The organism is Neobacillus sp. PS2-9 (assembly GCF_030915525.1).
Lineage (GTDB): Bacteria > Bacillota > Bacilli > Bacillales > Cytobacillaceae > Neobacillus.
The window spans coordinates 2514996-2529192 of record NZ_CP133269.1; the positions used below are offsets into that span (position 1 = coordinate 2514996).

11 protein-coding genes are annotated in these 14197 nt (G+C 37.2%); 8 read left to right on the forward strand and 3 right to left on the reverse strand.

Annotation, left to right across the window (positions count from 1 at the left end; genetic code table 11):
* Window positions 1-37 precede the first annotated feature (37 nt).
* The 6 genes from RCG25_RS12720 to RCG25_RS12745 are packed head-to-tail and all read left to right on the forward strand — an operon-like array spanning window position 38 to window position 6308.
* Window positions 38-1273: a CapA family protein gene (locus RCG25_RS12720; RefSeq protein WP_308083998.1), complete on the forward strand. Its 1236-nt coding sequence runs from the start codon at window positions 38-40 to the stop codon at window positions 1271-1273.
* 57 nt (window positions 1274-1330) lie between these two features.
* A complete protein-coding gene (locus RCG25_RS12725; protein ID WP_308083999.1) occupies window positions 1331-2245 on the forward strand; it encodes a hypothetical protein in 915 nt (304 codons plus the stop codon).
* A gap of 27 nt (window positions 2246-2272) precedes the next feature.
* A complete protein-coding gene (locus RCG25_RS12730; RefSeq protein WP_308084000.1) occupies window positions 2273-2923 on the forward strand; it encodes a DUF4129 domain-containing protein in 651 nt (216 codons plus the stop codon).
* Between the two features lie 7 nt (window positions 2924-2930).
* Entirely contained in the window at window positions 2931-4073 is a 1143-nt protein-coding gene (locus tag RCG25_RS12735) for a DUF4350 domain-containing protein (RefSeq protein ID WP_308084001.1), read from the forward strand.
* On the forward strand, window positions 4070-4999 hold the full coding sequence (locus tag RCG25_RS12740) for an AAA family ATPase (protein WP_308084002.1): 930 nt from the start codon (window positions 4070-4072) through the stop codon (window positions 4997-4999). The genes RCG25_RS12735 and RCG25_RS12740 overlap by 4 nt, the downstream gene beginning before the upstream one ends.
* Window positions 4950-6308, forward strand: coding sequence for a DUF58 domain-containing protein (locus RCG25_RS12745; RefSeq protein WP_308084003.1), 1359 nt, complete (start codon window positions 4950-4952; stop codon window positions 6306-6308). Before RCG25_RS12740 ends, RCG25_RS12745 begins: the two co-directional genes overlap by 50 nt.
* Here RCG25_RS12745 and RCG25_RS12750 read toward each other — a convergent pair.
* Complete coding sequence (locus RCG25_RS12750; protein WP_308084004.1) at window positions 6286-7266, reverse strand: stage II sporulation protein M; 981 nt, start codon at window positions 7264-7266, stop codon at window positions 6286-6288. The two genes, RCG25_RS12745 and RCG25_RS12750, sit on opposite strands and share 23 nt — an antisense overlap.
* A gap of 136 nt (window positions 7267-7402) precedes the next feature.
* On the opposite strand from RCG25_RS12750, the gene RCG25_RS12755 reads away from it, so the two are divergent.
* Complete coding sequence (locus RCG25_RS12755) at window positions 7403-8206, forward strand: RDD family protein (RefSeq protein WP_308084005.1); 804 nt, start codon at window positions 7403-7405, stop codon at window positions 8204-8206.
* A 54-nt stretch (window positions 8207-8260) separates the two neighbouring features.
* Here the strand turns inward: RCG25_RS12755 and RCG25_RS12760 are convergent, their stop codons facing one another.
* A complete protein-coding gene (locus RCG25_RS12760; RefSeq protein ID WP_308084006.1) occupies window positions 8261-9862 on the reverse strand; it encodes an MDR family MFS transporter in 1602 nt (533 codons plus the stop codon).
* A 122-nt stretch (window positions 9863-9984) separates the two neighbouring features.
* Window positions 9985-10839 (reverse strand): TetR/AcrR family transcriptional regulator, encoded by an 855-nt coding sequence (locus tag RCG25_RS12765; RefSeq protein WP_308084007.1) that lies wholly within the window; start codon window positions 10837-10839, stop codon window positions 9985-9987.
* 157 nt (window positions 10840-10996) lie between these two features.
* On the opposite strand from RCG25_RS12765, the gene RCG25_RS12770 reads away from it, so the two are divergent.
* Window positions 10997-14161, forward strand: a complete 3165-nt coding sequence (locus RCG25_RS12770) for an efflux RND transporter permease subunit (protein WP_308084008.1) — start codon at window positions 10997-10999, stop codon at window positions 14159-14161.
* Window positions 14162-14197 lie beyond the last annotated feature (36 nt).

Here is a 14197-nt window from a genome sequence, read left to right on the forward strand (position 1 = left end):
GAAAGTTAGAAAAATATTAAAGGGGTTAATTGCATTTATGAATGAAGAGTCAGATAAAAAAGGGACAGATACCAGATTACTGCGCCATCGATCTCCAAAAAAAAGACGGAATATGATCCTCATGATCCTCTTAATTTTGATTGCTTCCGGTGGAACGTATTATTTCATTGGCTTAAACTCAGAAAAAGCTTCTACAAAATTAGTGAATAAAGAGCCCGTACGAACGGAGCAGGTTACAAAAGTTAAGACGAAGGAAGAAACCAAACAGGAAGAAAAAACAGAAGATAACCAAACTGCTACTCCTGAACCTGTTACAGAAACTAGTATTAAAATTAGCGCAGCCGGTGATTTCACGCTTGGAACAGATGAAAGCTTTACTTATAGCGATTCCTTTGTCAAGACGGCCTCCGCAAATGGTCTGCCTTATTTTGTAAAAGGATTAAATGATATTTTTAAGAATGACGATCTCACAACTGTCAATCTAGAAACAACCTTAACAAATGCTACCCAAAAAGCACAGAAGACTTTCCGCTTTAAAGGTGACCCATCGTACGCACAAATTTTAGTGCTTGGTGGGATTGAGGCTGTCAATCTAGCAAACAATCATATCCATGATTACCTTGATAAAGGGTATACTGATACAATTAATACACTGAAAAATCAAAAAATCGGTTATTTTGGTTACGATCATCAATTTATAACAACGGTTAAAGGTGTGAAAATTGGCGCTATAGGATATGAAGGCTGGAATGACACTCCAGAAGTTCGCAATAGAACGGCTCAGGATATTAAAAACCTAAGGAATCAGGGTGTGCAGATTATTCTTGTCCATTATCATTGGGGAAATGAGGGGCATTATGTACCAGAAGGGTCACAGAAGTCATTAGCCCATTTTACCATCGATAGTGGTGCGGATTTGGTATTGGGTCATCATCCGCATGTTGTACAAGGTATAGAAGAATACAAAGGTAAGTTTATTGTCTATAGTCTTGGGAATTTCATGTTTGGTGGGAATAGAAACCCAAGAGATAAGGACACATTTGTATTTCAACAAACGTTTCATTTGAAGAATGGGGTCCTTACAGACCAAAAAGAAATTAATGTCGTTCCATTTTCTATATCATCTGTTTCCTCAAGGAATAACTATCAACCTACTCTATTAACAGGTGCTGAGCATGACCGCGTTAAGAAAAAAATTATTGATGCTTCAAATAAAATAAATGGTTCTGATTGGTTAGTATATGAAAATAAAGACCAGGTTGCAAAAAAGTAAAGGGTAATAAAGGCTTTATAAATTTAGATTAACCATATCAGACTAGGGGGTTTCAAATTGGATACAAAGTTTAATAAACCAAAAGGATTTGGTGAGATTCTTGATCATACCTTTAGTATAAGTAAAAGCCGCTTTAAGGATTTTTTCCGTATACTACTTTTAATAATGGGACCTATATATTTACTGGAAGCTATTGTCCAGTTGGCTTCTGGAACTAGTTTTTTTAGAGCAGTTGGTTCTGGTGGTGCTTGGTATGAACAAATGCTATCTAGCTTTGAAGAAACAGGCACACTTGACTCAAGCAGTTTGGGAGCAGACGTTGGCGTGATCTTGGTGGGACTGATTAGCCTCATACTAGGTCCGGTGGCTGAGGCTGCTATTCTCTTTGCGATTGATCATGTGCGAAGAAATGAAGAATATACGGTTGGTTCTGTCATTAAACAGGCCTTTTCCCGATTTTGGCCGATGATTGGAAGCAGCATTTTATTTGGATTGATCGTTTTTGCTATCATCCTAGTTCCGATATTAATCATTACTTTAGTAGTAGTTATTGGCGTTGAAATTCATCCAGTAATAAGTATACTAGGTGCCATCTTATTGTTTTTGGGTTGTGCAGTTGGAGTTGGGCTGCTTTTGACTCGTTGGAGCTTTTATTTTGGTTCTGTGGTATTAGATAAAGAATCACCAGGGATGGCCAGAAGCTGGAGACTAACGAAAAAGAGGACATGGCCATTAGTGGGGCTTTATCTCGTATTTTATTTGATTATTTCAAGTATCGGTTTCGCTGTTCAAATGACCTTTGGTCTCTTTTTAGGCAATAGTGTACTATTAAGCATTATTTCAAACATTGCAACTCTATTTACAACCTTGATTTTTACAGTTGGCTATGGTGTCATGTATCTTGATTTAAAGCTCAGACATGATGCCGATGATTTAAAAGAAATGATCAATGATTATAACCTGGTAAAGTAAATACCTAAAGTAAGCTAGGTGATGAAAATGCTTGATCCAAGCAAAGCTCGTGACACGTTGAAAAATATTTTAAATGGTAAAGAATATAGGGTCTACCAAAATGATACCAAAGGATTGATAGAGACCTGGTGGGAAAAAGCAAAGGAATGGGTCGCTGACCAATTGGCTAAGCTGTTTCCTACCATGGAATCAGCAAGTAGCGCTTCAGGACCAATCCTTATTGGTATTATCGTAGTATTTGTTCTTTTTTTGTTAATTTTTACATTTTTTATGGTGCGTAACATTAGACGAAACCGGACGATTCGAGAAAAAATGCCTCTGCGATTATTAAAGGAAATGAATTGGTCCTATCAAAAACATATTGAAGAGGCGAAAAAACAAGAAGAACTGGGAGAATACACACTTTCAACCCGTCATTTATTTTTGGCCTTACTTTTATTTCTTCATGATAAGGAATGGCTTGAAGCGAGGATTTGGAAAACAAATTGGGAGTATTATGAAGAACTTCGGACAATACAGCAACAGAGAGCGGACCAATTTTTCCTCTTAGCCAATTTTTTTGATGAAGTGACTTATGGTGAAAGAAAAGTGAGCAAAGAAGAATATAGTAAGTTTTCGAAAGAAATTAACCAATGGCTTGCTGAACATGAAGTTGAACACCTTGGAGAAAGGAGATAGGAGAGCTTTGAGAAAACTTCCAATTATTAGCCGTTCATGGATGGGGCTGACTGTTTTACTCCTTTTATTTATTCTTATAAGTTTTTTCATTTATTCGCAAAAGCCGAAGAGTTATCCAAGTTACGTTTCTGACTCTCCTGCTCCAACCGGTGTGAAAGCATTTTATACATTTGTAAAGAATGAAATAGGAGGAAAAACCTGGTCTTATTCCCCTGACCTACTGCCAAAAGAAGAAAGCCATCAACTTCTTGTTATGGTCGAACCGTTTTTTACTCCAGATCGAAAAGAAACGAAGGCTTATTTAGATTTTATGAAAGCTGGAAATACCATTTTATTGTTTAAAAACAATCCAAAAGGAATGTTTGATTTAAACACTGGGCCATTTGAAGAGTCTCCTTCAACATCAAATGACTTAATGAGTGTGACGAATCAAAATCATGTCACCTTTAAGGCGGAAATGAACTCATTTATTCGATTATATCCCACAGATAAGGATCAGCTTTTACTAAAGGATGCTGCAGGAGCTGTTGCATTAAAACGAACGTATGGACAAGGTCAGCTGATTGTAACTATTGCACCAGAATGGATGACAAATGGTAATCTGTTAAACCATGATCATTTGCCACTTATTTTAAGCCTCTTAGATGAAGCTAAACCTCAAAACATATTGTTTGATGAATACCTGCATACTGGCAAGGGTACAGCTGGCCGATTAGCAGTATATCCAATGTGGTTCTTAATACTGCTGTTACAAGGTATTCTTATCATGATTCTTTGGCTATGGAAAAAAGGAAAACGCTTTGGCCCTATTTTTACCCCAAGAGAAGATACCGTTCGATTTAGTGATGAGGGTATCCAAGCCTTGACTGCTTGGTTTATACGTGGCAGTAGATATCAAGACTCCATTAGGATTCAGGCTGATTATGTGAAACACTTGCTACAGGAACATTGGCGAATCCCATATAGCAAAGAGTGGAGGGATTCCATTAGTTTGTTGGAGAAGAAATGGAAGCAAATGCCTAGCAGTGAAATTAATTCTTTCTTAAAAGGATTAGAAATCATATTAGAAAAAGAAAAGCTTAGTAAACAAGAATACTTGCTTTGGTCAAGAAAACTTGATCGATTAAGGAAAGAGGTGAATGAGGGATGAAAACTGTTTTAACATCCTTCTTAGAAAAATATGAGGAACGAATTTTAGGTCAAGGACTCAATCTAAGACTCTTATTGTCTGCTGTTTTAGCTGGAGGACATGTCCTTCTAGAAGGAGTTCCGGGTACTGGTAAAACGCAGATGGTCAGGACACTGGCGAGTCTCCTTGGAGGAAACTTTAATAGGATTCAATTTACGCCTGATTTACTTCCAAGTGATATTACCGGAAGTACCATTTACAACATGAAAGAAAGTGCGTTTCAAACATTAAAGGGACCTATTTTTACAAATATTCTTCTAGCAGATGAAATCAATCGCACACCTGCAAAGACACAGGCCGCTTTGTTAGAAGCGATGGAAGAAAAACAAGTGACGATTCAAGGTGAAACGTATACATTGCCGGAAATATTTTTTGTCGTCGCCACCCAAAATCCAATTGAATTTGAAGGTACATATCCGCTGCCAGAAGCACAGCAGGACCGCTTCCTATTCAAACTACAAATTAACTTCCCGTCGTTTGAGGAGGAAAAGAAGGTATTACAACAAGTGATTGAAAAGCGATTTACTGAAAATCAAGTAGAACCCTTCATAAATATGAACACTTTTCAAACAATTAGACAAGAAATTGAGCAAGTTACAGTAGGAGAGAATGTCTTAGATTATATTATGCAGATTGTCAGGAGATCCCGGGAGTCAGATTCCATTCGTTTTGGGGCAAGCACGCGTGCTGGAATATCTATTGGGAAAGCTGCTCAGGCTTGGGCATACATACATGGTCGGAATTATGTAACGCCGGATGATATCAAAATGGTGGCAAAGCCAGCTTTAAGACACCGAATACAGTTATCTCCACATGTGGAATTGGAGGGAGCAAACGTTGACCAAATCATTGAAGAGCTTGTGGGGTCGGTTCCTGTTCCAAGATAGAGGGATTCTTCCAACGAAAAGGTTCATGCTCATTGTCATGATTCTTTCGATTCTGTTGGTAATTGGCAGCGTATTAGAAATATCATGGGTATCTATTATTACGGTTGATATAATGATGATAGTAGCGAGTTTACTTGATTTGTTTTTTTCTCCTAAAAAGGCTCAATTAACTTTTAAACGATCTTTACCAGAGGAGTTAGAAAGAGGCTTGAATTATAAGACAGTGATCGAGGTAACAAATGCATCAAGCTGGCCTCTTACCTATCGAATAATTGATGGATTACCACAATCATTCACCACATCGTTTCCCCTCTTTGGTGAGATACCAAGAAAAACTCCTGTACAGGTAACCTATGAAATGACAGCTACAAAAAGAGGAAATTATGATGTTTCTAAACTATATTTTCGCTATAAAAGTTTCCTTGGATTATGGGAGAAACAGATTACTCTAGAGATGAATGATTCAGTAAAAGTGATACCTGATTTAACAGAGACAAAGCAATATTTAGCCAATGCACAAAGGTTTCTTGTGAATGAGGGTTTGCAAATTCGTAAACATCGAAGTGGTGTGGGTGATTTTTCAAAAATAAGAAGTTATGTAGTAGGCGACGATCCGCGAAAAATCAATTGGCGTCAAACTGCAAAGCTACAAGAAGTTATGACAAATGATTATGAACCCGAGCATGGAAAGTATATTACTTTATTAATTGATTGCGGACGAATGATGGGAGCAGAACTAAAAAAGGGAAATCGCTTAGAAAAATCGTTAGAGGCTGCATTAACTGTAGCGGCGGCTGCACTAAAAAAAGGCGATTATGTTTCTGTCCTTGCCTTTTCAAAAAAGATAAAGGTGTTTGTGCCACCTGCCAAAGGGATGGCTCATTTACAGGTGATTCTAAAGGCCGTCTATGATATAAATGTTGAAGCAACTGAATCTAATTATGCTTCAGTATTACAATACTTAGAAACTGTACAAAAAAAACGAAGTCTCTTGCTTTTATTTAGTGATGTTCGCACCTTTCTACATGAGGAGAGTGCACTTACATATTTAAAGCGTCTTAGGCAACGTCATATGTTTTTAATGGTAGGTATTGAAGATGAGACCCTTTTAAAAAGAAGCAACGAAGAACCTAAGGAAGTACATGTTGCCATGATAAAAAGTATGGCCCAACAGCAGTTACTTTTTAAGAAGAGGGAGAAAATCAAGTGGGAAAAGCAGGGCCTCCAAATGATTGAGGCCCCAGAGGAAAAATTGGCAATTACTGCAGTATCTCAGTATATCGACATTATGAATCAAAACCTTTTGTAGGCTGATTTTTTATGAGTAAGAGCTTACCTATAACAACATATAGAACTAAACCAAGCACAGTTAAACAAGCAACCATATACTTAGCTTCTAATGAAATGGCTGCTGGTGTGATAAAGCCTTCGATTATTCCAGCAATAACAAATAATGGGATTGTACCAAGCAGTAGCTGAACAGATCGTATCGCTTGCTGCTTCAATTGAAAGCCCCTTGAAAAATGGCCTGGAACAAAGAGCTTATAGCCCATTAATAAACCAGCACCGCCAGCAATAAAAATGGCTGTAAGCTCAATCATTCCATGTGGAACGATATAGGCCCAAAAATCATAGGACTTATTGTGATGCCAAAAAAGTGCGGCTAATGAACCAATGATGATGCCATTATAGATAAGTAAATAAACTGTCAAAAGACCAAATGTGATTCCTCCTGCGAAGGCTAAAATGGCAACCTTGATGTTGTTCGTCATTATACTTGCTGACATTACCGAGGAATCAACCGCACCATGTCCATTTCCAAGTTGTTCAGGGTCAACTCCTTGAGCGATTTCTGCTGGGAGAATGGAATAAATATGTAAGGGATCATTCAATACGGATAGAAAGCTGCCAATGGCACCGATAGTAAAAAGAATCATGGCAGCGACAACAAATCTCCATTGTTCGATTAATAATCCAATAAACTTTGTGCTGAAAAAATAACGAATTTGTTTCATACTCGATACTTGATCCTTATACATAAGGTTATGTGATTTTGCTACTAATCCGTTTAGATAAAAGGTAACATCATCATTAGGAAAGTATGTTTGACTATAGGAAAGATTTTGAGCAGCTTTTTGATAAAGCCGATGAAATTGAATAATGGTCTCACCTGTAATCCTTTTTCTACTTTTATTTATGGAAGTGACCAAAAGCTCTAGCTGGTTCCACTCATCACGGTGCTTTTTAACAAATTGCTTAACATTCATCTTGACACCTTCTTGGTTTGGCATTTTTGTAAAGTTTTCATACTATTAAAACATTCATATTCACCTAATTATAGTAATTTTGTTAGTAAATTGAAACAGCTTTAGAAATATTCTAGATAGAGATGGGGGATTCCTGTTGAATGAAGACCATTTAGATATAAAAACACCTGAATACGTATCCCTTCAGTTTCAGCTTGCAGGATTAGGAAGCAGGGCAGCAGCTTTTATCATTGATCAATTACTATTAATGACGATCAATGTCATCATTTTAGTTGTCTTCTTTGTAGTTATGAGTGGAATGTCATCCTTGCCGTTTTTTATTATGGATAATTCCATTCCTCTTGCTATTACAATAATTCTGCTGTTTATCTTGAATGGGGGGTACTTCTTCGCTTTTGAGTTCTTTTCAGGGGGACGGACGATTGGGAAGAAATTAATAGGGATTCGAGTCATTCAGGAAAATGGTCACAGTATCACGGTGCTTTCGAGCTTTATTCGAAACCTAATGCGCATTGTTGATTCATTGCCAGTTAGCTATTTTCTTGGGATGATCATGATTTTTTTCCATTCCAAACATAAAAGGCTTGGAGATATTGTTGCGGGGACCATGGTGGTTCACGAGCGGAAAGCAAAAATGAAAAGAAAACTTTCACCCATTGAGAAGGAAATACAAGCCAGAGGGTTAACAGTAAATGACCTGTCCATTGATGATTGGTCATTGAACTCTTTAGGTATGAAGGAATGGAAGCTAATCAGTACATACTCCCGCCGATTTCATCAATTATCGTTGAATGACAGGCGTGATTTTACTAAACAAATTGCAGATATTCTACTACCCAAGATCAAGTTAGAGACAGAGGGGAAAACGGAAGAGGAGTTAGAAAATATGCTTTTTGTCCTTTATTTGATTCTAAAGGATGAATGGGAGTTTGAATTATAAAAAAGGTATAGAAAAACCTCGGCACGTGTGAAGCTGCCGAGGTTTTTAAACTTTTTATTCAGTTGCTTCTTGCTCATGGATTGTTGCTGGATGATCGTTTTCTTCTGTTAGTTCTTTATCTCTCTTAATACGACCTTTTCCTACAGATAACGCGACTAATATTCCAATCGAAATAAAGATTAGACCTGATAAGAATACAGTTGTAAACGATTCTGACCATGCAGTTTGAATACCATGAATAACCATCTTTTGAATGTCACTTGGCAATTTTAACAAACCAGGGTTGATCAATAAACCAAATAATACATCCGTTTTTTCAGACAGCTTGGTTAATGCAGCCTGGGCGATTGGATTATCTGCATTATTTGCAGATTCAACCATTTTTGTTCCTAATGAATGATTCATAACAGAATTCAAAATGGTAATTCCGATCGTGCCACCAATTGAACGGAAGAAGGTGGACGCCGAAGTAACTGTTCCGAGCTGAGATTTTGGAAATTCATTCTGAATGGCAATCATCAGTGTTGGCATGACTAGACCCATTCCTAACCCCAGAACAACCATATATGCATAGGCAGTAAACTCACTAGATTCAAGTCCCATAGTACTCATTAAAAAGAACCCCGCAGATGCTAGTAACATACCAGCTGTTAACACCGTACGGAAAGTGAATCTAAGAAGCAGTTGTCCGCCAATAACGCTGGCAGCGATCATGGCGATCATCATAGGTGTCATTGTCGAGCCCGCTTGAGTGGGAGAAACACCTAAAATTCCTTGCATAAACATTGGAACGAACATAATGGCCCCAAACATTCCAAGACCTAACAAGAACCCTAACCCATTCATCGTTGCAAAAATTCTATTTTTAAACAAAGAAAGATCTAAAATCGGTTCTTCTGCTTTTTTCTCAATAAATCCAAAGAGTATAAACAGCACAATGCTTCCGCCAAAAATCAAGTAAGATTTCGTTGACAGCCATTCAAACTTATCGCCACCAAAGGTTAAACCAAGCAATAATAAAACGATTGCTGGTATCAAAGTGACGATACCTAAATAGTCGATACTTACTTTTTCCTTTTTCCCAACATTTTCATGTTTAAGTCCAGCAAAAATTAATAAAGCAGATAATAATCCGAAAGGTACGTTAATAAGGAAAATCCAATGCCAGCTGATATGATCCACAATAAGTCCGCCTAGGAAAGGACCGATGACGGAACTTAACCCAAATAGACCGCCAAATATTCCTTGCCATTTTGCACGTTGTTCCGCTGAGAAAATATCACCAATTATTGTTTGTGACAGTGGCATAATCATTCCACCACCAATTCCCTGAAGACCTCGGTAAAGTACTAGTTGTTCCATGGACGTGGCTGTTGCACATAGACCAGAACCAATAATGAAGATAATGGTACCAAGTAAATAAAGAAAACGCCGGCCATAAAGGTCTGATAATTTACCGACAACAGGTACGATGGTTGTCGACGTTATCATATAGGCTGTTGTCACCCAAGCAAAAATTTTAAATCCATTGAGTTCAGCAATAATCGTAGGCATGGCAGTTCCTACAATTGTTTGTTCAAGAGCACTAAAGAACATTCCGATAATTAGTCCAGTTATGACTAATCGTGTATTGATCCCTTTTTGTTGTATTTCCATCTTTTTTTCTCCAATCTAGTTGGTTTTATATTGTCATCTATGGGTGACCTCTCAGTCAGAAATTATACCTCTGAATGTCCAGTCAGTCAATAGCATGCATTAGGGTGTTAAACTCCACCATTTTAAAGAGTGTAAAAGGAAGAGATCACTCTCACATACCCTTTAAATGAGTCGACTTCCTTAAAATTTGTAAGCATTCCTTTAATAACCGGTTTTCTAGGATTCTCTCGCTTCATTTCCTCTTCTAATACGTCAAGTGATATTTCTAGTGCTTCCTTATTTTCGAACTGCTCTAATTCATTTCTCATTTTTTGTACAATTTCGTTGATATCTGTACTACCAAATAGGTCCATGGATTTTTGAATGACCTTCTCCAATTTCTCCTCAGATATAAATGGTTTTTCAGCGGTGATATCCTTTACAATGCTATCCATTCTTCTCATAAGAAATTGTGTTAGAGCCTCTAATTCAAACTCAGCTGGTTCAAATATGATTAGCCTCATATAGGAATGGAATAGTCCTTCTAATATCATTGAAAGGTCCGTTGAATAGGGCTCGACATTTTTTCCATAGATAGACACTAATCCATTTCGAAAAAGCTGGTGTGTTTCGGATTGCTTTTTAAATAGTAGCTTTTTTATTTCATCATTTCGAGGGATGGCTTGTTCTTTTGAAAGCATGATAAAAAATTCTTTATGTCCCATGAAGGTCCCCATGAGAGATGATAGCTGCTTACAAAACCTTTCACGTGATGGTAAATCTGTATGTTCGAACTTCAGGATGTTTGAATGAACTGTTTCAAAGATAAACTCTAGTATGGCAAATAATAACTCATCCTTAGATTTAAAGTGTAAATAGAAAGCTCCTTTAGATATACCGCTATCAGTTGCAATTTCCTGAATTGAAGTGGAGGAAAATCCCTTCGTTGCAAAAAGCTTCATTCCCGATTCAATTATTAATTTTTCCTTCTCATTCAAAATAAACCCTCCAAATAAACAGCATAATACTATATAAAAACAACTTTATTTCTTGACTTATGACTGTCCGGTCAGTAACATTAGTTTTGTTCAATATAGTCAAATGCTAGACGAATTCATTTTAATTGTCAACATCATTACAAATAAGGAGAAATATATGAAAAAGATCATTCAATTTTCATTGAAAAATAAGTTTGCTGTATGGTTATTAACGATTATTGTGACAGTAGCCGGTTTGTATTCAGGTATGAATATGAAGCTTGAAACGATTCCAAATATCAATACGCCTCTTGTTACAGTTTTGACCGTTTATCCAGGAGCAACACCTGAGCAGGTCGCAGAAAAAGTTACAGAACCGATTGAAAGTAGAGTCAAGAATTTAGATGGTGTTTCAGTTGTAAGTTCATCTTCATTTCAAAATGCTTCTTCCCTTCAAATTGAGTACAATTTTGATAAAGACATGGATAAGGCACAAAATGAAGTAAAAGAAGCATTAAATGATCTTACTTTACCTGATGGTGTGCAAGCACCAAAAGTATCACGTTTAAGCTTTTCGTCCATACCTGTAATGTCATTAAGCATTTCAAATAAAAAACAAACATTAGCTGAATTAACTGATACGGTGGAAAAGAAAATCGTTCCGGAACTTAAAGGAATTGATGGAGTCGGTTCAGTTCAAATCTCTGGCCAGCAAATAGATGAGGTTCAGTTAAGATTTGACCAGGATAAATTAAAACAATATGGATTACAGGAAGATACGGTTCGCAATCTTATTAAAGCATCTGATATTTCTTTTCCATTAGGCTTATATACCTTCAAGGATACCCAAAAGTCTGTAGTTGTTGATGGAAATATTCAAACGCTTGAGGACTTAAAGTCATTAAAAATACCAGTTATTCCATCTTCAGCTGGACAACAGCAAGGGATGACGGGAAATACCTCCCCTACACAAGGGAAACAGCAAAACCCAACTGGGGTATCATCCATTCAAGGGCAAAACACCCCAACACAGGCTGGTATTCCAACAATTGAATTAAGGGATATTGCTTCGGTTGAAGTAGTTGGGAAAGCAGAATCCATCTCAAAAACAAACGGCCGTGAATCTATTGGATTACAAATCGTAAGCGCACAAGATGCCAATACAGTCGATGTTGTCAATGCGGTTAAAGAGCAACTAAGTGAGTTGGAAAAGAAGATTGATGGTTTAAAGGTAACACCAATATTTGATCAAGGAAAACCAATCGAAGAATCTGTATCTACTATGTTGGATAAAGCCATATTTGGTGCTATCTTTGCGATGGTTATCATTTTGCTTTTCTTAAGAAACTTCCGGACTACAATCATTTCAGTGGTATCTATTCCGCTATCACTACTTATTGCTGTATTACTGTTAAAACAAATGGACATCACACTTAATATGATGACACTCGGTGCCATGACCGTTGCAATTGGTCGCGTGATTGACGACTCCATTGTTGTCATTGAAAATATTTTTAGAAGAATGTCCTTACAAAATGAAAAGTTTACTGGTAAAGAACTTATTGTAGAAGCCACAAGAGAAATGTTTATGCCAATTATGTCTTCTACCATTGTTACTATTGCAGTTTTCCTTCCATTAGGTTTAGTTAAGGGACCAATCGGAGAAATGTTCCTGCCATTTGCATTAACCATAGTGTTCTCGTTACTAGCTTCCTTATTAGTAGCTATAACCGTCGTTCCTATGATGGCTCATTCACTATTTAAGAAAGGTGTTAACTCAAAACACATTCACGAGGAAGATAAGCCCAATAAATTAGCTTCTATTTATAGAAAAGTTTTGAGATGGGCGTTAAATCATAAACTAATCACTTCTGGTTTGGCAATATTGATGTTGGTTGGAAGTTTGTTCCTTGTGCCTGTCATTGGAGTGAGCTTTTTACCTTCTGATGAACAGAAAATGATTGTGGCGACTTACAAGCCTGCGCCAGGACAAACAATAGAAGATGTAGAGCGAATTGCCACAGAAGCAAATGAATTTTTAAGTAAAAGAAAGAACGTAAAAGATATACAGTTTTCTGTTGGTGGAGAGAATCCAATGAATCCTGGTGAAAGTAATTCTGCCATGTTTTTCGTTGGTTACGATAAAGACACGAAGAATTTTGATAAAGAGACAGAAAATGTAATTAAGGCCTTAAAGGAAAGAAACGATAAAGGTGAGTGGGGGAAACAGGATTTCTCTGGTATGGGCTCAAGTAACCAGCTGGCACTTAATGTTTATGGAGATACCATTGATGACATTAAACCTATTGTCAGCCATATAGAAAAGATCATGAAAGAAAATAGCTCACTTACGAACGTAAAAACAGGTATTTCTGCTACCTATGATGAATATACGCTCGTTGCCAATCAAGAAAAGCTTAGTCAACTGGGTCTAACAGCAGCCCAAATTGGCATGGAGCTTTCAGCTAATGGACAACGCCAGGTATTAACAACTATTAAAAAAGATAATAAAGAATTAAATGTATATGTAGATGTGGAGAAGAAGGGCTATTCTGATATTCATGAACTAACAGATAAGACCCTAACATCACCACTTGGAGTGACTGTTCCAATTAAAGACGTTGTCGAAATTAAAGAAGGAAATACGTCAGATACGATAAAACGTCGAGATGGTCGTATTTATACGAATGTTACGGGTGAGATTAAAACGAAGGATGTAGCAAAAGTTTCAACTGCAATACAGAAAAAAGTAGATAAGCTTGACATTCCAGCGAATGTGGATGTTTCAATGGGCGGTGTAACGGAAGATATTAATGATTCTTTCAAACAACTTGGACTTGCGATGCTTGCTGCAATTGCGATTGTTTACTTAGTCCTTGTAATCACATTTGGAGGCGGATTAGCTCCATTTTCTATTCTGTTCTCTCTACCATTTACAATTATTGGTGGTTTGATGGGGTTACTGATTGCTGGAGAAACCTTGAGCGTATCTGCAATGATAGGCGCACTCATGTTAATAGGAATCGTAGTAACCAATGCGATTGTCTTAATAGACCGTGTCATTCATAAAGAAAACGAAGGTTTATCTACAAGAGATGCTATTATTGAAGCAGCAGGAACGCGCGTTCGACCGATTCTTATGACTGCAATTGCTACTATTGGTGCTCTTATTCCACTTGCAGTGGGTATCGAAGGAAGCGGATTGATCACAAAAGGTTTGGGTGTAACTGTAATTGGTGGGTTAACAAGTTCTACCTTACTCACTCTGTTGATTGTTCCGATTGTGTATGAAACATTAATGAAATTTAAGAGAAAAGGGAAGAAACAAGCAGTAAATGAATAAAGGTAACATAAAAGAACTCGGCACTCTATCAGAGGC